This window comes from Pseudomonas bubulae (assembly GCF_900618535.1).
GTDB classification, from domain to species: domain Bacteria; phylum Pseudomonadota; class Gammaproteobacteria; order Pseudomonadales; family Pseudomonadaceae; genus Aquipseudomonas; species Aquipseudomonas bubulae.
On the sequence record NZ_UYJA01000004.1, the window covers coordinates 73,351 to 95,948 of the forward strand.

The 22,598-nt window shown below is 60.2% G+C and carries 18 protein-coding genes; 9 read left to right on the plus strand and 9 right to left on the minus strand.

What is annotated here, in order from left to right:
- Nucleotides 1–65 precede the first annotated feature (65 nt).
- Nucleotides 66–965, plus strand: coding sequence for a LysR family transcriptional regulator (locus PPTH39_RS14815; RefSeq protein WP_094999915.1), 900 nt, complete (start codon nucleotides 66–68; stop codon nucleotides 963–965).
- Nucleotides 966–1,308: 343 nt separating this feature from the next.
- Here the strand turns inward: PPTH39_RS14815 and PPTH39_RS14820 are convergent, their stop codons facing one another.
- The 7 genes from PPTH39_RS14820 to bioB form a co-directional block, all read right to left on the minus strand.
- On the minus strand, nucleotides 1,309–3,087 hold the full coding sequence (locus tag PPTH39_RS14820) for an acyl-CoA dehydrogenase C-terminal domain-containing protein (RefSeq protein WP_130872139.1): 1,779 nt from the start codon (nucleotides 3,085–3,087) through the stop codon (nucleotides 1,309–1,311).
- A gap of 253 nt (nucleotides 3,088–3,340) precedes the next feature.
- Nucleotides 3,341–5,146 carry a phenylacyl-CoA dehydrogenase gene (locus tag PPTH39_RS14825; protein WP_094999913.1) on the minus strand — a complete coding sequence of 602 codons (1,806 nt, stop codon included), beginning with the start codon at nucleotides 5,144–5,146 and terminating at the stop codon, nucleotides 3,341–3,343.
- A gap of 265 nt (nucleotides 5,147–5,411) precedes the next feature.
- A complete protein-coding gene (gene bioD / locus PPTH39_RS14830) occupies nucleotides 5,412–6,092 on the minus strand; it encodes a dethiobiotin synthase (RefSeq protein WP_094999912.1) in 681 nt (226 codons plus the stop codon).
- Nucleotides 6,089–6,901 (minus strand): malonyl-ACP O-methyltransferase BioC, encoded by an 813-nt coding sequence (bioC, locus tag PPTH39_RS14835; RefSeq protein ID WP_095019487.1) that lies wholly within the window; start codon nucleotides 6,899–6,901, stop codon nucleotides 6,089–6,091. The genes bioD and bioC overlap by 4 nt, the downstream gene beginning before the upstream one ends.
- A complete protein-coding gene (locus tag PPTH39_RS14840) occupies nucleotides 6,894–7,625 on the minus strand; it encodes an alpha/beta fold hydrolase (protein WP_130872140.1) in 732 nt (243 codons plus the stop codon). Before PPTH39_RS14840 ends, bioC begins: the two co-directional genes overlap by 8 nt.
- Complete coding sequence (bioF, locus tag PPTH39_RS14845) at nucleotides 7,618–8,790, minus strand: 8-amino-7-oxononanoate synthase (protein WP_130872141.1); 1,173 nt, start codon at nucleotides 8,788–8,790, stop codon at nucleotides 7,618–7,620. Before bioF ends, PPTH39_RS14840 begins: the two co-directional genes overlap by 8 nt.
- 134 nt (nucleotides 8,791–8,924) lie before the next feature.
- Nucleotides 8,925–9,980: a biotin synthase BioB gene (gene bioB, locus PPTH39_RS14850; RefSeq protein ID WP_094999908.1), complete on the minus strand. Its 1,056-nt coding sequence runs from the start codon at nucleotides 9,978–9,980 to the stop codon at nucleotides 8,925–8,927.
- An 87-nt stretch (nucleotides 9,981–10,067) separates the two neighbouring features.
- Here bioB and PPTH39_RS14855 point away from each other — a divergent pair, with 87 nt between their 5' ends.
- From PPTH39_RS14855 to rarD, 5 genes are all read left to right on the plus strand, one after another.
- On the plus strand, nucleotides 10,068–10,808 hold the full coding sequence (locus tag PPTH39_RS14855; RefSeq protein ID WP_130872142.1) for a ComF family protein: 741 nt from the start codon (nucleotides 10,068–10,070) through the stop codon (nucleotides 10,806–10,808).
- A gap of 57 nt (nucleotides 10,809–10,865) precedes the next feature.
- Nucleotides 10,866–11,630: a TOBE domain-containing protein gene (locus PPTH39_RS14860; RefSeq protein WP_094999906.1), complete on the plus strand. Its 765-nt coding sequence runs from the start codon at nucleotides 10,866–10,868 to the stop codon at nucleotides 11,628–11,630.
- Between the two features lie 122 nt (nucleotides 11,631–11,752).
- The gene (locus PPTH39_RS14865) at nucleotides 11,753–13,654 is read left to right on the plus strand and encodes a PhoX family protein (protein ID WP_094999905.1); all 1,902 of its coding nucleotides are present in this window, start codon (nucleotides 11,753–11,755) and stop codon (nucleotides 13,652–13,654) included.
- A gap of 178 nt (nucleotides 13,655–13,832) precedes the next feature.
- On the plus strand, nucleotides 13,833–14,807 hold the full coding sequence (locus tag PPTH39_RS14870; protein WP_094999904.1) for a serine/threonine protein kinase: 975 nt from the start codon (nucleotides 13,833–13,835) through the stop codon (nucleotides 14,805–14,807).
- A gap of 236 nt (nucleotides 14,808–15,043) precedes the next feature.
- Nucleotides 15,044–15,931, plus strand: coding sequence for an EamA family transporter RarD (gene rarD, locus PPTH39_RS14875; protein ID WP_094999903.1), 888 nt, complete (start codon nucleotides 15,044–15,046; stop codon nucleotides 15,929–15,931).
- Nucleotides 15,932–15,941: 10 nt separating this feature from the next.
- Here the strand turns inward: rarD and PPTH39_RS14880 are convergent, their stop codons facing one another.
- On the minus strand, nucleotides 15,942–16,460 hold the full coding sequence (locus PPTH39_RS14880) for a glycine cleavage system transcriptional repressor (protein ID WP_016782481.1): 519 nt from the start codon (nucleotides 16,458–16,460) through the stop codon (nucleotides 15,942–15,944).
- Nucleotides 16,461–16,887: 427 nt separating this feature from the next.
- On the opposite strand from PPTH39_RS14880, the gene PPTH39_RS14885 reads away from it, so the two are divergent.
- A complete protein-coding gene (locus PPTH39_RS14885; RefSeq protein ID WP_094999902.1) occupies nucleotides 16,888–19,065 on the plus strand; it encodes a malate synthase G in 2,178 nt (725 codons plus the stop codon).
- Between the two features lie 64 nt (nucleotides 19,066–19,129).
- Here the strand turns inward: PPTH39_RS14885 and PPTH39_RS14890 are convergent, their stop codons facing one another.
- Nucleotides 19,130–19,570, minus strand: a complete 441-nt coding sequence (locus PPTH39_RS14890) for a response regulator (RefSeq protein WP_094999901.1) — start codon at nucleotides 19,568–19,570, stop codon at nucleotides 19,130–19,132.
- A gap of 294 nt (nucleotides 19,571–19,864) precedes the next feature.
- On the opposite strand from PPTH39_RS14890, the gene PPTH39_RS14895 reads away from it, so the two are divergent.
- Nucleotides 19,865–21,799 (plus strand): putative nucleotidyltransferase substrate binding domain-containing protein, encoded by a 1,935-nt coding sequence (locus tag PPTH39_RS14895; RefSeq protein ID WP_095025304.1) that lies wholly within the window; start codon nucleotides 19,865–19,867, stop codon nucleotides 21,797–21,799.
- Nucleotides 21,796–22,506 carry a 3'-5' exonuclease gene (locus PPTH39_RS14900; protein WP_094999899.1) on the plus strand — a complete coding sequence of 237 codons (711 nt, stop codon included), beginning with the start codon at nucleotides 21,796–21,798 and terminating at the stop codon, nucleotides 22,504–22,506. The genes PPTH39_RS14895 and PPTH39_RS14900 overlap by 4 nt, the downstream gene beginning before the upstream one ends.
- The last annotated feature ends 92 nt before the right edge of the window (nucleotides 22,507–22,598 follow it).

Genomic DNA, 22,598 nt, shown 5'->3' on the forward strand with positions numbered 1-22,598 from the left:
TAGACTAGGCGCCGGCAGGCCGTTGAGCCATTTCGTTTTTTAAGCATTTTCGATAAGTATTACTTATGGATTTCAAGCAACTGCGTTATTTCGTCGCGGTCTATGAAGAAGGCCATGTGGGCCGTGCCGCCGAGCGGCTTTGCATCTCGCAGCCAGCCCTCTCCCAGCAGATCCGTCAGCTCGAACACAACCTTGATGTGAGCCTGTTCGAGCGCAGCAGCAAGCGCCTGCTGCCTACTTTGGCAGCACACACGCTGTACAACCACGCGCTGCCCTTGCTCGACGGATTGCAGCGAGCCAAAGAGGCTCTGCACAACTTTCAGGGCCAGGCCCTGCGCACCATTGCCATCGGTGTATTGCAAACTGTGCATACCAGCCTGGTGCCGCAGATGCTGGAGCGTGTACGTCAGGCCCAACCCCATTTGGTGGTACAGATCTACGAGCTCACGGGCATAGAGATCGAACGGCGCCTGCTGAATGGTTCACTCGACATTGGCATCAGTTACCTGCCGCCACGCCAGCCTGGGCTGCACGCCATGATGCTTTACGAAGACGAACTGCAACTGGTGATCCCGGCGGATCATCCGTTGCGCGAATTCAAGAAAGTGTCCTTGAGCCAGGCGGCAGAGCTGCCGATGTTGCTGCTGGGGGAAGAGTTTCAGGTGCGCCAGATCTGGCAAGCCCAGCTTGCCAATCTGGGCCGTCGCCCGCAGGTGCAGGCCGAGCTCAACACCATGGCGGGGATCCTCGACAGCCTGCCCCATAGCAAGCTGGCCACTGTCTTGCCAGGGCGCTCGCGTCATCAACACGACGACAAGGCGCTGCTGTGGAAGCCGCTGAGCGAGCCACGGGTACCGCTGCAAGTGGGGCTGGTGTGTCGCGATGTGCAACGCCAGCAAGCCACTTTGGGACTGCTGCGCACGTTGCTTGAAGATGTGATGCAGGGCGATGAAGGGGCGCTGTAGCTGGCCACCTTGTGGGAGCGGGCTTGCTCGCGATTCAGGCGACTCGGTGCTCCAGGAAGACCGTGGTGATGCGATCGCGAGCGAGCCCGCTCCCACAGGAACTGGGAAATCGAGAAAATTCTGACGCACAAAAAAGAAAACCCCGCCGAGGCGGGGTTTTGCAGACTGTTTCCCTGACATCCTTTTCACTCCGCCATCCTGGCAGAATCCTACGTGTCCGTGTTGTTGCTTTGAGCTTCCTGCTCTACGTCCATGGAAAGTAGATTACCCCTGGATCCAATCTGCCGATATGGGAGATTGTCAGCATGTAATGTAAGCAAATGCTTACAAAACACTAAACAGGTTAAAAGTGTGCTTCGTCCAGCAGGTAAAGCGACTCGCTACCCGCCTTGACCGACGCGCTCAGCGAGTGGATACGCGGCAGCAAACGGGCGAAATAGAAGCGTGCCGTGCCCAGCTTGCTGGCATAGAAGGCTTCATCGGCCTCTTTACCCAACGCGGCCCTGGCCATCAACGCCCACATGTACGCATACGTTGTGTAACCAAAAACCTGCAGGTACTCAACGGAGGCTGCGCCGATCTCGTTCGGGTTGTTTTGCGAACGGTCCAGTACCCAGGCTGTCAACTGGTCAAGTGTGTCCAAAGCCGCCGCCAGTGGCTGGGTAAACTCGTTCAGGTCGCTGTTGGCGGTGGCGATGAACTGACGGATTTCATCAGCAAACTGGCGGTAGTAAGCCCCGTGGTTGCCAACGATCTTGCGCCCCACCAGATCCAGCGCCTGGATACCGTTGGTGCCTTCGTAGATTTGCGTGATGCGCACATCACGCACCAACTGCTCCTGGCCCCACTCGCGAATATAGCCGTGGCCGCCGAACACCTGTTGGCCATGCACGGTGGTTTCCAGGCCCAGATCAGTCAGGAAGGCCTTGGCCACCGGGGTCAGCAAAGCCACCAGGCCATCGGCGCGCTCACGCGCTGCCGGGTCTTCACTGAACTTGGCGATATCCAGCTGGTTGGCAACATAAGTAGAGAAGGCCCGACCGCCTTCGTTCGAGGCCTTCATGGTCAGCAGCATGCGTCGGACGTCGGCGTGAACGATGATCGGGTCCGCCACTTTATCCTTGGCCACTGCGCCTGTTGCAGCGCGTCCCTGCAAGCGATCGCGGGCATATTCCACGGCGTTCTGATACGAACGCTCACCCGAAGCCAGGCCCTGGATGCCAACGCCCAGACGCTCATAGTTCATCATGGTGAACATGGCGGCCAAGCCACGGTTGGGCTCTCCCACCAGGTAGCCGACAGCTTCATCGAAGTTCATCACACAGGTGGCCGAAGCCTGAATACCCATCTTGTGCTCGATAGAGCCGCAGGTCACCGGGTTGCGCTCACCCAGGCTGCCATCGGCATTGACCATGAACTTGGGCACCAGAAACAGCGAGATGCCTTTAGGCCCCGCAGGCGCGTCCGGCAATTTGGCCAGTACCAGATGGATAATGTTTTCGGTCAGGTCGTGCTCACCACCGGTGATGAAAATCTTGGTGCCGCTGACTTTGTAGGAACCATCCACCTGAGGCTCGGCTTTTGTCCGAATAATCCCCAGATCAGTACCCGCATGGGGCTCGGTCAAACACATGGAACCCGCCCACACACCCGAGTACATATTCGGCAAATAGGTCGTTTTCAATGCTTCGCTGGCGTGCGCGTTGATCGACACACAGGCGCCGGCGGTCAACATCGGGTACAGGCCGAACGACAGGCTGGAGGAGTTGATCATCTCTTCGACCTGGGCCGACACAGCCTTGGGCATGCCCATGCCGCCGAACTGCGGGTCGCCGCCCACACCCACCCAACCGCCTTCGGCGCAGGTGCGATAGGCATCGACAAAACCGGCCGGGGTGGTCACTGCACCATTGTCCCAGTGGCAGCCTTCCTCATCACCACTGCGGCTCAGCGGCGCGATGCTTTTCGCGGTGACCTTACCCGCTTCTTCGAGAATGGCTTCAACCGTTTCAGCATCTACGGTCTCTGCCAACGCAGGCAATTGCGCCCAGAGCTTGGCGACCTCAAAGACTTCATTGAGGACGAAGCGCATATCGCGCAGGGGCGCTTTGTAGTCAGCCATGGCAAACCTCGTAATCTGTAAACGGCGATTATTAATGTAGGACCCAGTCTAGCTTAACGACGATAGCGATACATAGGGTCATGCTGTGACTAATGTATATGTTTTGGTCGAGAGCATATCTGATGTGGGAGCGAGCCTGCTCGCGAGGGCTTTCGCGAGCAGGCTCGCTCCCACAGAAAGTTAAGGCGCACCAAAACTAAAAAAGCCGCCTCCCCAAAAGGAGAAGCGGCTTTGCAAGATGACCCGCCGAGGCTTAGTAGCCCAGGTCGAAGTCTTCTTCTTTCATGTCCATCAGGTTGGCAGCGCCCGACAGCATGGTGGCAACGTGCGCGCGGGTACGCGGCAGGATGCGCTGGAAGTAGAAGCGGGCCGTTTGCAGCTTGGCTTTATAGAACGCTTCTTCGGACGTGCCGGCCGCCAGCTTTTCAGCTGCCAGGCGCGCCATGTCAGCCCAGAAGTAAGCCAGGCAGGCATAACCGGAGTACATCAGGTAGTCGACCGAGGCCGCACCCACTTCTTCACGGTCTTTCATCGCGGCCATACCGACCTTCATGGTCAGCTCGCCCCATTCCTTGTTCAGCGCAGCCAGTGGCGTGACGAACTCGTTGAGTACGTCGTTGCCTTCGTTGCTCTGGCAGAACTTGTGCACGATCTTGGTGAAGCCCTTGAGCGCCTCGCCCTGGGTCATCAGCACTTTACGGCCCAGCAGGTCGAGTGCCTGGATGCCGGTGGTGCCTTCGTACAGCATCGAAATGCGGCTGTCGCGAACGTTCTGCTCCATGCCCCACTCGGCGATAAAGCCGTGGCCGCCGTAGATTTGCACGCCGTGGTTGGCGGACTCAAAACCGACTTCAGTCATAAAGGCTTTGGCGATCGGTGTCATGAAGGCCAGCAGTGCGTCAGCTTTCTTCTTCTCTTCTTCATCAACGCCGTATTTGACGATGTCGACTTGCTTGGCGGTGAAGTACACCATCGCACGGTTGCCTTCGGCGAATGCCTTGGTGGTCAACAGCATGCGACGTACGTCCGGGTGAACGATGATCGGGTCAGCCGCCTTTTCAGGCGCCTTCGGGCCGGTCAACGAACGCATCTGCAGACGGTCACGAGCGTATTTCAGGCCGCCCTGGAAGGCGATTTCAGCGTGGGACAGGCCTTGCAGCGCGGTGCCCAGACGTGCGGTGTTCATAAAGGTGAACATGCAGTTCAGGCCTTTGTTCGGCGGGCCGATCAGGTAGCCGGTGGCGCCGTCGAAGTTCATCACGCAGGTGGCGTTACCGTGAATGCCCATTTTGTGCTCAAGCGAGCCACAGGACACGGCGTTGCGCTCACCGATGCTGCCATCGGCGTTGGCGTTGAACTTGGGCACGATAAACAGCGAAATGCCTTTGGTGCCAGCCGGTGCATCCGGCAGGCGAGCCAGTACGATGTGCACGATGTTATCGGCCATATCGTGTTCACCGGCCGAGATAAAGATCTTGGTGCCGGAAATCTTGTAGGAACCGTCAGCCTGAGGTTCAGCCTTGGTGCGCAGCAGGCCCAGGTCAGTACCGCAGTGCGATTCGGTCAGGCACATGGTGCCGGTCCATTCGCCGGTCACCAGCTTGGTCAGGTAGGTCTCTTGCTGCTCGGGGGTGCCGTGCTCGGAGATGGTGTTCATCGCACCATGGGACAGGCCAGGGTACATGCCCCACGACCAGTTGGCTGCACCGACCATTTCGCTCACGGCCAGGCCCAGCGATTCCGGCAGGCCTTGACCACCGTGCTCTACGTCGTGAGCCAGGCTCGGCCAGCCGCCTTCAACGAATTGTTTGTAGGCTTCTTTGAAGCCTGTAGGGGTTTTAACCCCGGTTTCGCTCCAGGTGCAGCCTTCGATGTCACCCACGCGGTTCAGAGGTGCCAGCACCTGCTCACAAAACTTGGCGCCTTCTTCAAGAATGGCGTCAACCATATCTGGAGTGGCGTCCTGGCAAGCCGGCAGGCTCTGATAGTGCGCTTCGTAACCGAGCAGTTCGTCACGAACGAAGCGAATATCACGCAAGGGGGCCTTGTAGTCAGGCATAGCGATAAACCTCTGCTGATGAAACCGGGGATGAACAACCGCGTGGATTTGTTATGGCGGTCAAACAGGTGTTTGAAACATACGTTTACGCCTATTTATTGTCAAGCAGCGCGAAGCCGCCGTTCGTCTTGGGTCGGATTTGTCTGATCAAGGGAGGGGATATTTTTGGGGTGGGCTTGCTCGCGATACAGCCGGTTCGGACAGTCAGGCAGACCGAGGCGAGGCCATCGCGAGCAAGCCCGCTCCCACAGATTCAAGCGGTGTATCAGTCCAGCAAATCCAGTTGCAGGTATTCAGCCACGGACTGCGCCGACGCTGATTTGAGTTTAGGCACACGCCCAAGGCAAGGCGCGGGCAATCGCTCCGCCAGGGTGGCGAGGTTTTCTTCCAGGCGTGAGGTTTTCGGGCCAATGATATTGGCGACCCAGCCAGCCAGCTGCAGGCCATCACGGGCAATCGCCTCGGCGGTCAACAGTGCATGGCTGATACAGCCCAGACGCACGCCCACCACCAGGATTACCGGCAGGTCCAGCGCCTGTGCCAACTCCGACAAACTGTCCTGACCGGATAACGGCACGCGCCAGCCGCCGGCGCCTTCAATCAGGGTGAAGTCGGCCTTTTGACCCAGAATGTGCTGCATCGGCTCCAGCAGCGAGCGCACCGTCAGTACCACCCCGGCTTCACGCGCTGCGATATGCGGGGCGATGGCCGGCTCGAACGCCACCGGGTTGACCTCGTCATAACTCAACTTGATCGAGCTCTCGGCCATCAATGCCAGTGCGTCAGCATTGCGCAATCCCTGGGGAGTGACTTCACAACCCGAGGCAACCGGCTTGCCCGCGGCCGTACTCAGCCCGGCCGTGCGCGCGGCATACAGAAAACCTGCCGCCACCGTGGTTTTGCCTACATCTGTGTCCGTACCGGTGATGAAGTACGCTGGGCTCATCGCGCTTTCTCCAGAATGCCGTAGACCACCTGATAAGTCGCCGGTAACCCCAGCGGCTGACGAAACTGCTCGTAGGCGCCAACCAGCCCCTGAACCCGCGCCCTGCCGGTCAGCCCCTCAGGACGTCCCGGGTTGAGATTATGTGCACCGAGCGCTTTTAGCTCATGGGTCAGCTGGCGTACTTGCGGGTAGTGCAGCACATGCGGCTGATTCTGCAAGCCGAGCACCTGCAGACCGCTGTCGGCGCAAAGCTGCTGATAGGCCGTGAACTCACGAAAACGATTGACGTGAGCCTGGCCGTCGACTGCCCGCCAGCTATCACGCAGCTCATTCAAGGTGCCCACGCACAAACTGGTGAAGGCCAGGACCCCACCGGGTTTGAGCACACGCTGGGCCTCATTCAGCACCGCGCGAAAATCAGCACACCATTGCAGCGCCAGGCTGGAGAAAATCAGATCACAACTGTTTGCTTGCAGCGGCAGGCTTTCGGCATCGCCAGCGATAAAATGCTGTGCCCCGCCCAAAGGCCGGGCATACGCCAGCATGCCTTGGGCGATATCCAGTGCCACCCCCTGACTATGGGTAAAGCGCTGACCCAGCACGCGGCTGAAATAACCTGTGCCACTGCCCAGATCCAGCCAGCGCTGCGGGCTCAAATCCTGCGGTAAACGGGCCATCAGCTCATGGCCAACGTCACGCTGCAATTGGGCGACGCTGTCGTAACTGGCGGCCGCACGGGAAAACGAGACAGCCACTTGACGCTTGTTCGGCAAGCTGGCCGCAAGCATCGCAATACTCAAATCATTCATCGCCCGACTCGTGTAAAAAAGCCTGAATCGCCGCCGCCAGTTCGTGCGGGGCTTCCAGTAAAAATGCATGACAGGCCTGTTCAATCAGACCCACTTCGACATCGGGTAACAGCGCCAGCACATCACTTGCCGCCTGCTCCGGAACCAGCGCATCAAGCCCCGCGAACAGGTGCAATTGCGGCCCGTTGAAACGCTGCAAGGCTGCCCGCGTATCCAGCCTGCCGAGCAATTCAAGGCCGGCCGACAAGGCATCGGGCTGAGCATTGGGTGCGCCGGCCAGCAGCAGGCTGGCAAGCGCCCGCGGCTCCTCCGAGCCCTGGCTGCACAGCAGGCAAAAACGTTTGAGCGTGGTATTCGGCGCATCACCAAAACCGCTCAGGAACGGCTCGAACGTGGAGACAGGCATGGCGCCTGGCCAATCCGCGCGACTGACAAAGCTCGGGTTGCTGGCCAAGGTAACCAGCCCGCAGCAGCGATCGCCGCGACGCGCAGCCAGCTCGCTGGCAAGCATCCCGCCCAGCGACCATCCACCCAGCCAGACGTTGTCGGGCAGGGTCGCGTCGAGTTCATCGAGCCAGTCGTCAAGAGCGGTGGACAGCAGCACCGGTAACGGTTCGATTTCGACCCGCAAGTGCTCGTCCAGCCCGCGCAAGGCCTCGGCCAGAGGCTCCAGAGGTGAAACCCCCAGGCCCCAGCCCGGCAGCAGAATCAAACGATCACGCATGAGCAGGCTCCAACGTACGCCAACAGTCGTCGAGTGCCGTTAACAATAGCTGTACCTGTGCTTCTGTGTGGGCGGCCGACAGTGTCACGCGCAAACGGGCGCTGCCTGCGGGGACAGTGGGCGGGCGGATTGCAGTCACCAGCAAGCCGCGCTCGCGCAGCCTCTGCGACAGGCGAAGGGCTTGGCCACTGTCACCGATCATGATCGGCTGGATCGGCGTAAAGCTGTCCATCAACTGCAGGCCAATTTGCTCGGCACCAAGGCGAAACTGAGCTATCAACTTGTTCAGATGCTCACGGCGCCAATGCTCGGTGCGCAGCAGCTCAAGGCTTTTGAGCGTCGCACAGGCCAGCGCCGGAGGCTGGCTGGTGGTGTAGATGTAAGGTCGGGCGAACTGGATCAGGCTTTCGATCAGTTCTTCGCTACCTGCGACAAATGCACCGCTGGTGCCAAATGCCTTGCCCAGCGTTCCGACCAGTACCGGCACATCGTCAGCACTCAGGCCAAAATGTTCGGCAATCCCGCCGCCATTGGCGCCCAATGGACCAAAACCGTGGGCATCGTCTACCATCAACCAGGCACCCTTGGCCCTGGTTTCACGGGCCAGAGCGGGGAGGTCGGCCAGATCGCCGTCCATGCTGAATACGCCATCGGTGACCACCAGCGTACTGCCGCTGGCTTTTTCCAGACGCTTGGCAAGGCTACTTGCATCGTTATGCAGGTAGCGGTTGAAGCGCGCCCCGCTCAACAAACCGGCATCCAGCAGGGAGGCATGGTTGAGGCGGTCTTCCAGCACCGTATCGCCTTGCCCGACCAACGCGGTGACGGCACCCATGTTGGCCATGTATCCGTTACTGAACAGCAGCGCACGCGGGCGACCGGTGAACTCGGCCAGGGTCTCCTCCAGTGCGTGGTGCGGGGTGCTGTGACCGATGACCAGATGCGACGCACCGCCGCCTACGCCCCAGCGCGATGCTCCCGCTTGCCAGGCTTCAATCACTTGCGGGTGACTGGCCAGGCCCAGGTAGTCGTTATTGCAGAAGGCGAGCAGAGGCTTGCCATCGACCACCACCTGCGGCCCTTGCGGGCTTTCTAGCAGCGGGCGCTGGCGATACAGGTTATCGGCGCGGCGTGCGGCCAGCCGGGAGCGTAGATCGAATGACATGCTGACTATACTCCCTTGTAGCCGCTGGCGCAGGCTGCGATGGGCAGCGAAGCGGCCCCGGCTTCGGTATTGAAAGCGAAGGTCCTGCGGACCTTATCGCAGCCTGCGGCAACGACTACAGGCCAGCACGGTGGTTAAACCACAGCGTTATAGAACTGCTCGCTGGACTTCTGATCCCTAAGCGCGTGCTCTATCGCCGCCTGATGCACCTCGTCGGCGTGATCTTTACCCTCCTCCGGCAGAATGCCCAAACGGCTGAACAGCCGCATGTCCTTGTCTGCCTGCGGGTTGGCCGTGGTCAGCAGTTTGTCGCCGTAAAAGATAGAGTTGGCCCCGGCAAAGAACGCCAGCGCCTGCATTTGCTCGTTCATTGCCTCACGACCTGCGGACAGGCGTACATGGCTCAGAGGCATCATGATTCGCGCTACTGCCAGCATGCGGATGAAATCAAAGGGGTCGATGTCTTCGGCGTTCTCCATCGGCGTGCCGGCCACTTTCACCAGCATGTTGATGGGCACCGATTCCGGGTGCTCAGGCAGATTGGCCAGCTGGATCAGCAGGTTGGCGCGGTCGTCCAGCGACTCGCCCATGCCCAGGATGCCACCGGAGCAGATTTTCATCCCGCTGTCGCGCACGTAACTCAGGGTTTGCAGGCGTTCGCTGTAGGTCCGCGTGGTGATGATGCTGGTGTAGAACTCGGGCGAGGTGTCGAGGTTGTGGTTGTAGTAGTCGAGACCGGCATGGGCCAGTGCAGCGGTCTGCTCCTGATCAAGCTTGCCCAGGGTCATGCAGGTTTCCAGGCCCATGGCCTTCACCCCTTTGACCATTTCCAGCACGTAGGGCATGTCTTTGGCCGAAGGGTGCTTCCAGGCTGCGCCCATGCAAAAACGGGTGGCACCGATGTCCTTGGCCCGCTGTGCTTCTTCAAGCACCTTCTGCACCTGCATCAGCTTCTCTTTGGCCAGGCCGGTGTTGTAGTGGCCCGACTGCGGACAATATTTGCAATCTTCCGGGCAGGCCCCGGTCTTGATCGATAACAGCGTCGAAACTTGAACCCGGTTGGCATTGAAATGCTTGCGGTGAACGGTCTGCGCCTCGAAAAGCAGGTCGTTGAAAGGCTGGGTGAACATCGCCCGGACTTCGGCTAATGACCAATCATGTCGCAAGTTGGCAAGGCTGCTGGCGCTCATCGGCGTTTCTCTTGTTTATGCTTTGACTAGAACCCGAGGCAAAAAACCCAGGCACGGCACGGATATCGGCATGTTTAAGGATGTGACATGAACTGTCAACCACTATGGATTCGATTGGTTTACAATTGGTTAATAAACAACCAGTCATGTTTGTTGTGTGACGAGCGCGCCCGTACAGAGCAGGCCCTGTGCGTCGCCTGCGAACTGGAACTGCCCTGGCTGGGTGACCGCTGCCAGCGCTGCGCTTTGCCGCTGCCCATGGCGGGACTGGTTTGCGGCCATTGCATCAGACAGCCACCCGCCTTCGAACGAGTTCATGCACCTTGGGTGTATGGCTTTCCGATCGACAGCCTGATCGTGCGCTTCAAGCACCACAGCAAATGGCCCTACGGCCGCCTTTTGGCCGAAATTCTTGGGCAATCACTGCTTGATAGCTTCAACATGGGTGAACCTCGACCTGACGCCCTGCTGCCGGTACCCCTGTCCACCAAACGCCTGCGTGAGCGTGGCTATAACCAGGCCGGGATGCTGGGGGATTGGCTCGGCAAGCAGTTGTGCATCCCCTGCCAGCCGCACTGGCTGCTGCGTTCGCGGAACACCGCTGCGCAACAGGATCTGGACGCCAAAACCCGCAAACGCAACCTGCGCCACGCATTCAGCCTCGCGCCAGGGGTGCAGGTGAATGGCTTGCATCTGGCCCTGATCGATGACGTGCTGACCACCGGCGCCACGGCAGAAAGCCTGGCGCGCCTGTTGCTCAAGGGTGGGGCGCGGCGGGTCGATGTGTATTGCCTGGCGCGCACGCCAAAACCTGATGGGCTTGCTTGACGTCTCCCCGTGGAGCAGGCACTTTTCGGGCACTCCCCGTCTTGCGAACCTGTCTTCATGCACCTGCCTGCCCTGCTTGCCCAGCATATTGTCCACCGCCCGCAACGTATTGCCCTGTTGCAACACATCGCCGAGCAGGGCTCGATCACGGCTGCCGCCAAAAGTGCGGGCATCAGCTACAAGGCTGCGTGGGATGCCATCGATGAGCTGAACAACCTGGCGCAAACCCCCTTGGTGCAGCGCAGCATTGGCGGCAAGGGCGGAGGCGGCGCCCGGTTGTCCGTGGCCGGTGAGCGGGTGCTGCGCCTTTATCAGCGCTTGCAGGCGTTACAGGCTCAGGTGCTGGACGCCGCCGAAGACGCCCGGGATCTCGATCTGCTCGGCCGCCTGATGTTGCGTACCAGCGCCCGTAACCAGTTGCACGGTACCGTGATTGCCATCCACAGGCATGGTCACAACGATCTGATTGACCTTGAGTTGCCCGGTGGCCTGACCTTGCAGGCGCAAATCACCCACGACAGCACCCAGCACCTGGAACTGGCGATCAATAGCCCGGCGGTGGCACTGATCAAAGCGGGCTGGCTGCAGTTGATCGACGTCGCACAAGTGCCCAGCCCCGAACACAATCACCTGCACGGGCAGATCCAACAGATTCTGCACATCGCCGACGGCCCCAGTGAAGTGCGCATCAGCCTGCCTGGCGGCCAGACGCTGTGTGCGCTGACCGAACCGCAACACCTTGAAACACTTGGACTGGCCGTGGGCAGTACGGCACAGGTGCAGTTTGCGCCGACCCTGGTGTTGCTGGGCACAGCGCTCTAAACCGCTGCCCTCACCCCAATCTTCTCCAGGAGGGAGAGGGGCTTTTCAAACAAAAACTGAAACATCCCTGTCATACCCGCTGCTTATGGTGTCTGCCAAAACCGTTGCCAGACGAGCCAGCCATGAGCCTATTAGAAGAAAACCAATCCACCGACCTTGAGCAGATCATCGGCCTGAGCCGTCGGGGCTTTATCAGTGCGGGCGCCTTGTGTGGTGCGGCGATGTTCCTCGGCGGCGGCCTGCTTGGTCGCAGCGCCCTGGCGGCCGGGGTCAGCGCCGCCAACAGCAACCTGCTGGGGTTCGACAGCATCAACGCAGCCACCACCGACACCATCAGCCTGCCGCCCGGCTACCGTTCCTCGGTGCTCATCAGCTGGGGTCAGCCGTTGCAGGCCAAAGGCCCGGCGTTTGACCCTTCCGGTAAAGGCACCGCCAGCGAGCAGGAAGTGCAATTTGGCGACAACAATGACGGCATGAGCCTGTTCGCCTTCCCCGATGACCCGAACCGGGCCCTCATGGCGATCAACAACGAATACACCAACTACCGCTACCTCTACCCTCACGGTGGCTCGCCCACTTCCCTTGAAGAAGTGCGCAAGGCCCTGGCCAGTGAAGGCGTGTCGGTGATCGAAATCCAGCGCAAGGGCGACAGCTGGCAGTTTGTTCAGGGCTCACCCTTTAACCGGCGCATCCACGGCAACACGCCGATCCGCCTCAGCGGTCCCGCGGCGGGCCACGAACTGCTGCGCACCCGGGCCGATGCCACCGGCAGCCGTGCCCTGGGCACGTTCCAGAACTGCGCCAACGGCAAAACCCCGTGGGGCACTTATCTGACGTGCGAAGAAAACTTCACTGATTGTTTCGGCAGCTCTGATGCCAAGCAAACCTTCGACACCGCGCAAAAGCGCTATGGTGCCGTGGCGGCCAGCAAGGATATCAACTGGCACCAACACGACCCGCGCTTCGACCTGGCACTCAACCCCAACGAACTCAACCGTCACGGCTGGGTAGTGGAAATCGACCCGTTCGACCCGCTTTCAACACCGGTCAAACGCACCGCCCTGGGCCGTTTCAAACACGAAAACGCCGCCCTGGCCGAAACCGGCGACGGTCGTGCCGTGGTCTATATGGGCGACGATGAACGCGGCGAGTTCATCTACAAATTTATCAGCCGCGACAAGATCGACCACCAGAACCCCAAGGCCAATCGCGACCTGCTCGACCACGGCACGCTTTATGTGGCGCGCTTTGACAATGGCGACAGCAACCCTGATCGCCCCAAGGGCCAGGGCCAGTGGCTTGAACTGAGTCACGGCAAAAACGGCATTGATGCCGACCATGGTTTCGCCAGCCAGGCCGATACCCTGATCCATGCCCGCCTGGCAGGCAGCACAGTCGGCGCCACGCGCATGGACCGCCCGGAATGGATAGTGGTCAGCCCCAAAGACGGCCAGGTTTATTGCACCCTGACCAACAACGTCAAACGTGGCGAGGATGGACAACCGGCTGGCGGACCCAACCCGCGTGAGAAAAACGTCTACGGACAAATCCTGCGCTGGAACGCCCATAAGGGTGATCACGGCTCGGACACCTTTGACTGGGACCTGTTCGTGGTGGCCGGCAACCCGGCAGTGCACGGCAAAACGGCCAAAGGTGGCTCAGCCAACATCACCCCGCAAAACATGTTCAACAGCCCCGATGGCCTGGGCTTCGACGACGCAGGGCGCTTGTGGATCCTCACCGACGGCGACGCCAGCAACAGCGGCGACTTTGCCGGCATGGGCAATAACCAGATGCTCTGCGCCGACCCGGCCAGCGGTGAAATCCGCCGCTTCATGGTCGGACCGATTGGCTGTGAAGTCACCGGTATCAGCTTCTCGCCCGACCACAAAACCCTGTTCGTTGGTATTCAGCACCCCGGCGAAAACGGCGGATCCACCTTCCCCGAGCATCTGCCCAACGGCAAACCGCGTTCTTCGGTCATGGCCATCAGCCGTGAAGACGGCGGTATCGTCGGCGCCTGACCCTTTCGGTGTGGGAGCGGGCTTGCTCGCGATCGGGTTGGTGCGATTTAACTGACAGACCGCAGCGCCTGCATCGTGAGCAAGCCCGCTCCCACAGCGGATTAAGTCGCCTTCCGGGCCCCGGTCTGCGCTAACATGCATGGCCGGACGCGGCAGCCTGCTGCGCGCAGGAGTCAGCATGTCTCATCCGTTTGCAACACTTACCCCTGATCTGGTGCTCGACGCCGTCGAGAGCATCGGTTTCCTGAGCGATGCCCGCGTGTTGGCGCTCAACAGCTACGAAAACCGCGTGTATCAGGTCGGCATCGAAGACTCGCAGCCGCTGATCGCCAAGTTCTATCGCCCTCAGCGCTGGACCAACGAAGCGATCCTCGAAGAGCACCGCTTCACCTTCGAACTGGCCGACTGCGAAGTCCCGGTCGTGGCCCCGATGATTCACAACGGCCAAAGCCTGTTCGAGCACCAGGGCTTTCGCTTTACCTTGTTCCCACGCCGTGGTGGCCGTGCGCCAGAGCCGGGAAACCTCGACCAGCTGTATCGTCTCGGGCAACTGCTCGGCCGCCTGCATGCCGTAGGCGCAACCAAGCCGTTCGAACACCGCGAAGCACTGGGCGTGAAAAACTTCGGTCACGACTCGCTGACCACCCTGCTCGAAGGCAACTTCATACCGCGCAGCTTGCTCCCGGCCTACGAGTCCGTCGCCCGCGACCTGCTCAAGCGCGTTGAAGACGTCTACGCCGCCACCCCGCACACCAACATCCGCATGCATGGTGATTGCCACCCCGGCAACATGATGTGCCGCGACGAAGTGTTCCATATCGTCGACCTCGATGACTGCCGCATGGGCCCTGCGGTGCAGGATTTGTGGATGATGCTGGCCGGTGATCGCCAGGAATGCCTGGGCCAGCTGTCAGAGTTGATGGACGGCTACAGCGAATTTCATGACTTCAACCCCCGCGAACTAGCGTTGATCGAGCCGCTGCGCGCCTTGCGCCTGATGCACTACAGTGCCTGGCTGGCGCGACGCTGGGACGACCCGGCCTTCCCCCACAGCTTCCCGTGGTTTGGTACCGAACGCTACTGGGGCGACCAGATCCTGGCATTGCGTGAACAGCTTTCAGCACTCAATGAGGAGCCGCTGAAACTGTTCTGACGCCATGTATGTGGCTCTTGCAGGAGCGGGCTTGCTCGCGATTGGCTCGATGCGGTTTAACTGTCAGACCGCAGCGCCCGCATCGCGAGCAAGCCCGCTCCCACAGAAAATCCGGGACCGCTGCTGGTGCAAAAACAACTGTCTGCCTTGCAAATCTCCTGCACGACACGCCTGCAAAACCTGCTTACAATCCTGACTTCTTCCGTGTCTGTTAGTTGCCTAAGCAAGGATTCTGCATGCAAGCCGCCAACCCGCGCCGCGGGTATATTTTAGGCCTCACGGCCTATGTCATCTGGGGCATCTTCCCGCTCTACTTCAAACTGCTGGCCAGCGTTCCGGCGGCCGAAATCATCGTCAACCGGGTGCTTTGGTCGGCCTTGTTCGGCTCGTTGCTGCTGCTGGTGTGGAAGCACCCCGGCTGGTGGCAGGAACTGCGCGACAACCCCAAACGCCTGGGCGTGCTGACCATCAGCGGCCTGCTGATTGCCGCCAACTGGCTGACCTATGTATGGGCCGTAAATAACGACCGCATGGTCGAAGCCAGCCTGGGCTATTACATCAACCCGCTGGTAAACGTATTGCTCGGCATGTTGCTGCTGGGCGAACGCCTGCGCCGCTTGCAGTGGATTGCCGTAGGCCTGGCAGCTGCGGGCGTGGCACAACAAGTGTGGCAAGTGGGGAGCCTGCCGTGGGTATCGCTGGTGCTGGCGCTGACGTTTGGCTTTTACGGGCTGATTCGCAAGCAAGCACCGGTCAAGGCGCTGCCGGGGCTGGTGGTAGAAACCTGGATCCTGGTCCCGGTTGCCATCGGCTGGCTGTTGCTGCATCCGGAAGCCAACAGCGCCCACGTTGACTTCTGGAGTACCTCAGAGGCCTGGCTGCTGGTATTTGCCGGCCCGGCCACGCTGATACCCTTGGTCAGTTTCAACGCCGCCGCACGACATCTGCCCTACACGACCCTGGGCTTTATGCAGTACATCGCGCCGACGCTGGTGCTGATCCTGGCGGTCTGGGTGTATGGCGAACACCTGTCCGAAAGCACCTTGATCGCCTTTGCGTTTATCTGGGCCGGGCTGGTGGTGTACAGCCTCGATGCCTGGTTCAGCCTGCGCCAGCGCAGCTGAACCGGCGTAGTTACTCTTCGGTGCTGAACTTGAGGTCTACCAGCAGTTCATCGGCCAGGGTTTCCAGACGCTTTTGCAGCACGTCGAGCGATAAGGTCAGGGGCACAGCCAGAATGGCCTCGGCATGAAACAGCGGCTCGTTGCTCATGGGCGCGGGCCGCACATCGGTCACCAGCCGCTCCAGGCTCACCCCCTGCTCCGTCAGCACCCGGGTGATATCGCGCACAATGCCGGGGCGGTCGTTGCCCACCAGCTCCATGGCGATGGGCTTCCAGGTGCAGGACTGCTCGATCCCGCTTTCAGCGATCAATACCCGAATCCCTTCCTTGCCCAACCGCTGCAGCGCATCGACCAGCTCATCGTGGGCTTCGGCAGGCACGCCGACACGCAGGATCCCGGCAAATTGCCCGGCCATACGCGACATGCGACTCTCCAGCCAGTTACCTCCATGCTCGGCGATGCACTGGGCAATACGCTCGACCTGCCCGGCCTTGTCCTGGGCAAAGACAGTGATAACAAGATGATTCATGGCGGGACTCTCTTATTAGGGGGTCGATTGAGTATAGGCAACACCCTTCCCTGTGGGAGCGGGCTTGCTCGCGATGGTCTCGCCACGGTTTGCCTGACAGACCGCGTCGCCCGAATCACGAGCAAGCCTGCTCCACAGATGCCTTCAAAATCACAAATTGTGTACTGTTTTTAGAATTATCTGGAACAACCTGCCTGTTTCTTGAGAACATCCCGTTCTTCTGAGTGACCGTTCGCGTAAAAATGGTCGCAGAACGACGTGATCAGTCTGATTTTCACATCTGCAATTGATCATGTAGTATGCCTCGGCGACCACTACATAACTTGCAACATGGTCTGCCAAAGCGTCTGCAATCCCCGTACAAACCCGCTCTGGCGGTGTTTTGAGAAGCGCTCCAGGCTTTAAATAAAAATGAGTGAGGCAAGCAATGACTGAACACGTTCACGTCGGTGGCCTGCAGGTCGCCAAAGTCCTGTTCGACTTCGTCAACAACGAAGCTATCCCCGGTACCGGCCTCACCGCCGATCAGTTCTGGGCCGGTGCCGACAAGGTCATCAACGACCTGGCACCCAAGAACAAAGCACTGCTCGCCAAACGCGATGATTTGCAGGCGCGCATCGACGCCTGGCACCAGGCGCAGGCCGGCAAGGCCCATGACGCCGTGGCTTATAAGGCCTTCCTCCAGGATATCGGGTATCTGCAGCCAGAAGCTGCGGATTTCCAGGCAACGACGCAAAACGTCGATGACGAAATCGCCCGCATGGCCGGCCCGCAATTGGTGGTGCCGGTGATGAATGCGCGCTTTGCCCTCAACGCCTCTAACGCCCGTTGGGGCTCGCTGTACGACGCGCTTTACGGCACCGACGCCATCAGCGAAGCCGACGGCGCCGAAAAGGGCAAAGGCTACAACAAGGTTCGCGGCGACAAGGTCATCGCCTTCGCCCGCGCCTTCCTCGACGAAGCTGCACCTCTGGCCAGCGGCTCCCACGTTGATTCCAGCGGCTACGCCATTGTTGACGGCGCCTTGCAGGTCACCCTCAAGGGCGGCGCCAGCACCGGCCTGCGCGACACCGCGCAGTTGATCGGTTACCACGGCACGGCCGCAGCGCCGACGGCCGTGCTGCTCAAGCACAACGGCCTGCATTTCGAAATCCAGGTCGACGCGGCCAGCCCCGTCGGCCAGACCGATGCTGCAGGCGTCAAAGACGTGCTGATGGAAGCCGCCCTGACCACCATCATGGACTGCGAAGACTCGGTCGCTGCGGTCGATGCCGATGACAAGGTGGTGATCTACCGCAACTGGCTCGGCCTGATGAAGGGTGACCTCAGCGAGCAAGTATCCAAGGGCGGCCAGACCTTTACCCGCACCATGAACCCGGATCGCGAGTACACCGCGCCAAACGGCGGCACCGTCAGCCTCCACGGCCGCTCGCTGTTGTTCGTGCGCAACGTCGGCCACCTGATGACCATCGATGCGATCCTCGACAAAGACGGCAACGAAGTGCCCGAAGGCATCCTCGACGGCCTGCTCACCAGCCTGGCGGCTATCCACAGCCTCAATGGCCAGACCACGCGCAGCAACAGCCGCACCGGCTCGGTGTATATCGTCAAGCCGAAGATGCACGGGGCTGAAGAAGCCGCGTTCACCAACGAGCTGTTCGGCCGCATCGAAGACGTGCTCAAGCTGCCACGCAACACGCTCAAGGTCGGAATCATGGACGAAGAGCGCCGTACCACGATCAACCTCAAGGCCTGCATCAAGGCCGCCAGCGAGCGAGTGGTGTTTATCAACACCGGCTTCCTGGACCGTACCGGCGACGAGATTCACACGTCGATGGAAGCCGGCCCGGTCGTACGCAAGGCCGACATGAAAGCCCAGAAGTGGATTTCGGCCTACGAAAACAACAACGTCGATGTCGGCTTGAGCACTGGCCTGCAAGGTCGTGCACAAATCGGTAAAGGCATGTGGGCCATGCCCGATCTGATGGCCGCCATGCTGGAGCAGAAAATCGCTCACCCGCTGGCCGGTGCCAACACTGCCTGGGTGCCGTCACCGACCGCCGCCGCCCTGCACGCGCTGCATTACCACAAGGTTGACGTGTTCGCCCGTCAGGCCGAACTGGCCAAGCGCGCTCCGGCTTCGGTGGACGACATCCTGACCATCCCGCTGGCGGTGAACCCGCAGTGGACCCCGGAACAGATCCAGAACGAACTGGACAACAACTCCCAGGGCATCCTGGGCTACGTTGTGCGCTGGATCGACCAGGGCGTGGGGTGCTCCAAGGTGCCGGACATCAACGACATCGGCCTGATGGAAGACCGTGCCACGCTGCGTATCTCCAGCCAGCACATCGCCAACTGGCTGCGTCACGGCATCGTCAACGAAGAGCAGGTCATGGCAAGCCTCAAGCGCATGGCACCGGTGGTTGACCGCCAGAACGCCAACGACGCGCTGTACCGTCCGCTGGCGCCGGACTTCGACAGCAATATCGCCTTCCAGGCGGCGGTCGAACTGGTCATCGAAGGCACCAAACAGCCTAACGGCTACACCGAGCCGGTACTGCACCGTCGTCGGCGCGAGTTCAAGGCCAGAAACGGCCTGTAACCCGCAGCAATAAATAAAGCCCCGAACATTCGGGGCTTTTTTTTGACACGGTGGCAGACCAACCTTACATCCCCAACTCCTCACGGATCAGCTTGAGCAACCTGTCGGTATCAATCGGCTTGAGCAAAAAGTCCACCACGCTCAAATGCATGGCATCGATGGCATCCCGTACATTCGCATCCCCCGACATGATGATAACCGGCAAGGCCGCCCGCTCGGATTCACGCACTTTGCGGATCAGATGCAAGCCATCATGGGGCAGCATGCGCAAATCGGTGAGCATCAGGTTGATCGGCTGGCCCGATGCCAATAGCGCCAGCGCTTCTTCTTCATTGCTGGCCTGGAGGCACTCAATGGCATTGAGTTCAAGAAACTCCGCCAACAACTCCCGAGCCAAAACATCATCTTCGACAATCAACACACATGACGAGACCGAAGCAGGTGTCTGCATGACCTCTTGTAAGGCCTCTCTTTCGGCGTCAGTCAAAATATCGTGTTCGGTCATAGGCTTCTCGGAAGCTGACTTGCAGGCGAAATATCCTAATAGCGTAGTCGGTTATCCATTACTGGGTGTAAATGTGCGCTCACATTCCGGTATTTCCAAGCCTGACAGCACAAGAAATATCTGAAACCAATGTGCGATGTTTTTAAAACAGCAGCACAACGCTGCCCCATAGACTTACGTCCAATGGGCACCCGCGCGCAGACCACCGAGCATGAGGGATAGAAATACACCTTGGGGCGATGCCCTGTCCGGTCATAACAACAACGGCTCACAACCAACGACGCGGTATCAGTAATGAGTAAATCGGATGCGTTTCTCCAGGCAGGGAAAACCGCGGTGTTGCAGAACATTCACGGCACCATGCAATTCTTGCAACGATTCCCGCCCTTCAACCAAATGGAAAACACTCACCTGGCGTACCTGGTCGAGCAGTGCCAACTGCGCTTCTATGCCCCGGGCGAAAGCATCATCCGACCCACCGACGGGCCGGTGGAGCACTTCTATATCGTCAAGCAGGGCCGAGTGGTGGGCGAGCGCACCCACGCCGGTCGCGAAGAAGCCCAGACCACCTTCGAGATCACCGCCGGCGAATGCTTCCCCCTGGCCGCGCTGCTGGGCGAGCGCGCCACCCGCACCGAACACCGGGCCGCCGAAGATACGTTCTGCCTGCAACTGAACAAAACCGCGTTTATCAAACTGTTTGGCCTGTCCGACGAATTTCGCGACTTTGCCTTGCGCGGCGTCAGCAGCCTGCTGGACAAGGTCAATCAGCAGGTGCAGCAAAAAGCCGCTGAAACCCTCGGCACCCAGTACTCGCTCAACACCCGCCTGGGTGAACTGGCCATGCGTCATCCCGTGACCTGCGCGCCTCAGGTTGCACTGCGTGAAGCCGTGCGTCTGATGCACGAACAGCAGGTGGGCAGCATTGTGGTGGTCGACGAGCTCAAGGCCCCGCTGGGGATTTTCACCCTGCGCGACCTGCGTCAGGTCGTTGCCAATGGCATTGAGGATTTCGACCAGGCCATCGACCTGCACATGACCCCCGGGCCGTTCTACCTGAGCCCCGATCACAGCGCTTTCGACGCTGCAATCGCCATGACCCAGCGGCATATTGCCCACGTGTGCCTGGTTAAAGATCAACGCCTGTGTGGGGTTGTTTCCGAGCGTGACCTGTTTTCGCTGCAACGGGTCGACCTGGTGCATCTGGCACGTACCATTCGCCATGCTCCACGGCTGGAAACCCTGATCAGCCTGCGCGGCGAAATCGGCCAGCTGGTTGAGCGCATGCTGGCCCACGGCGCATCTTCCACGCAAATCACCCATATCATCACCCAACTGAACGATCACACCGTCTGCCGGGTGATTGAGCTGGTGCTGGCCGACAAGGGTGACCCCGGCGTGCCGTTTACCTGGCTGTGTTTTGGCAGCGAAGGACGGAGCGAACAAACCCTGCACACCGACCAGGACAACGGCATCCTGTTCGAGGCCAGGGACGCTGCCGAGGCCGCCGACATTCGCCAGCGCCTGCTGCCCATCGCCCAGCAGATCAACCAGCACCTGGCGGCCTGCGGCTTTACCCTGTGCAAGGGCAATATCATGGCCGGCAACCCCGACCTGTGCTTGTCCCGTACCGAATGGGCGCGGCGCTTTGCGGCGTTTATTCGTGAAGCCACCCCGGAAAACCTGCTGGCCTCCACCATCTACTTCGACCTGCGCGTGGTCTGGGGCGATGAACAGGGCTGCGCGCAACTACGTCGCGGCATCCTTGAGCAAGTGGCCGACAACCGCCTGTTCCAGCGCATGATGGCCGACAACGCCCTGCGTCACCGGCCACCGGTGGGGCGCTTTCGCGAGTTTGTGCTGGAGCGCAAAGGCAGTGACAAGGCCACCCTCGACCTCAAGGTGCAGGGCCTTACGCCCTTTGTCGACGGGGCTCGCTTGCTGGCACTGGCCAACGGTGTAGAAGCCAACAATACCCTTGAGCGCTTGCGCCAACTGGTTGCTCTCGACGTGATCGAACCGCTGGACGGCGGTGCCTACGAAGAGGCTTACCACTTTATCCAGCAAACCCGCATGCAGCAGCACCAGTTGCAAACCCGGGAAAATCGCCCGTACTCCAATCGCGTCGACCCGGACAACCTCAACCAGCTGGATCGCCGTATCCTGCGTGAAGCCCTGCGCCAGGCCCAGCGCCTGCAAAGCAGCCTGGCCCTGCGGTATCAGCTATGAGCCTGTTGTCCTGGCTGTTACCCCGCAAAAAACCGCTGCTAAGCCTTGAGCAACAGCAACGCCTGCTGCAATTGCCGTCCGCCACCGCCTTGAGCAATGTGCCATTGCGCAGTCAGCGTTGGGTGGTGGTAGACCTGGAAACCAGCGGTCTTAATCTCAACCGCGATCAAGTGTTGTCGATTGGCGCAGTAGTGATTGAAGACGGCGCCATTGACTTGAGCCAGGCCTTTGAGCGCACCCTGCTGCGCCCCGACCACCCCCTGAGCCCCAGCATGCTGCTGCATGAACTGGGACCTGCCGCCATTGCCGCCGGCAGCGACCCGGTGGATGCGCTGCTGGATTTCATGGACTTTGTCGGCGATAGCCCGGTACTGGCCTTCCATGCACCATTTGACCAGCACATGCTCACCCGAGCCCTCAAGGACAGCCTGGGCTATCGGTTGCAGCATCCGTTTATGGATGTGGCCGCACTGGCACCGATGCTCTGCCCGCAGTTCAACCCGCGCCAGGCAGGGCTGGATCACTGGATCAACCACTTCAACCTGCAGGTTGAAGACCGTCACAACGCCAGTGCAGACGCGCTGGCCACGGCCGAGCTGGCACTGATCCTGTTCAGCCGTGCCAGCGTCCAGGGCATCGACAGCCCCCTGGCCTTGCAACAGCGGCTTAACCAGTGGCAGCGACGCAAGCAGATTCACGGCTTTTAATCTGTGGGAGGGGTCTTGCTCGCGATTCATGCGACGCGGCTCATCAGGCGAAACGCGGCGATCCCATCGCGTGCAAGCCCGCTCCCACAATA

Bases quoted from the DNA above. Each gene is read 5' to 3' on its own strand.
- PPTH39_RS14860 (WP_094999906.1), top strand. From the start codon at position 10,866: ATGCACCTGCCTGCCCTGCTTGCCCAGCATATTGTCCACCGCCCGCAA.
- PPTH39_RS14895 (WP_095025304.1), top strand. From the start codon at position 19,865: ATGAGTAAATCGGATGCGTTTCTCCAGGCAGGGAAAACCGCGGTGTTG.
- bioF (WP_130872141.1), bottom strand. From the start codon at position 8,790: ATGTCATTCGATCTACGCTCCCGGCTGGCCGCACGCCGCGCCGATAAC.
- PPTH39_RS14820 (WP_130872139.1), bottom strand. From the start codon at position 3,087: ATGGCTGACTACAAAGCGCCCCTGCGCGATATGCGCTTCGTCCTCAAT.
- PPTH39_RS14890 (WP_094999901.1), bottom strand. From the start codon at position 19,570: ATGACCGAACACGATATTTTGACTGACGCCGAAAGAGAGGCCTTACAA.
- bioD (WP_094999912.1), bottom strand. From the start codon at position 6,092: ATGAGCCCAGCGTACTTCATCACCGGTACGGACACAGATGTAGGCAAA.
- bioC (WP_095019487.1), bottom strand. From the start codon at position 6,901: ATGAATGATTTGAGTATTGCGATGCTTGCGGCCAGCTTGCCGAACAAG.
- PPTH39_RS14885 (WP_094999902.1), top strand. From the start codon at position 16,888: ATGACTGAACACGTTCACGTCGGTGGCCTGCAGGTCGCCAAAGTCCTG.
- PPTH39_RS14870 (WP_094999904.1), top strand. From the start codon at position 13,833: ATGTCTCATCCGTTTGCAACACTTACCCCTGATCTGGTGCTCGACGCC.
- PPTH39_RS14855 (WP_130872142.1), top strand. From the start codon at position 10,068: ATGAACTGTCAACCACTATGGATTCGATTGGTTTACAATTGGTTAATA.
- rarD (WP_094999903.1), top strand. From the start codon at position 15,044: ATGCAAGCCGCCAACCCGCGCCGCGGGTATATTTTAGGCCTCACGGCC.
- PPTH39_RS14825 (WP_094999913.1), bottom strand. From the start codon at position 5,146: ATGCCTGACTACAAGGCCCCCTTGCGTGATATTCGCTTCGTTCGTGAC.
- PPTH39_RS14865 (WP_094999905.1), top strand. From the start codon at position 11,753: ATGAGCCTATTAGAAGAAAACCAATCCACCGACCTTGAGCAGATCATC.
- PPTH39_RS14815 (WP_094999915.1), top strand. From the start codon at position 66: ATGGATTTCAAGCAACTGCGTTATTTCGTCGCGGTCTATGAAGAAGGC.
- PPTH39_RS14880 (WP_016782481.1), bottom strand. From the start codon at position 16,460: ATGAATCATCTTGTTATCACTGTCTTTGCCCAGGACAAGGCCGGGCAG.
- PPTH39_RS14840 (WP_130872140.1), bottom strand. From the start codon at position 7,625: ATGCGTGATCGTTTGATTCTGCTGCCGGGCTGGGGCCTGGGGGTTTCA.
- bioB (WP_094999908.1), bottom strand. From the start codon at position 9,980: ATGAGCGCCAGCAGCCTTGCCAACTTGCGACATGATTGGTCATTAGCC.
- PPTH39_RS14900 (WP_094999899.1), top strand. From the start codon at position 21,796: ATGAGCCTGTTGTCCTGGCTGTTACCCCGCAAAAAACCGCTGCTAAGC.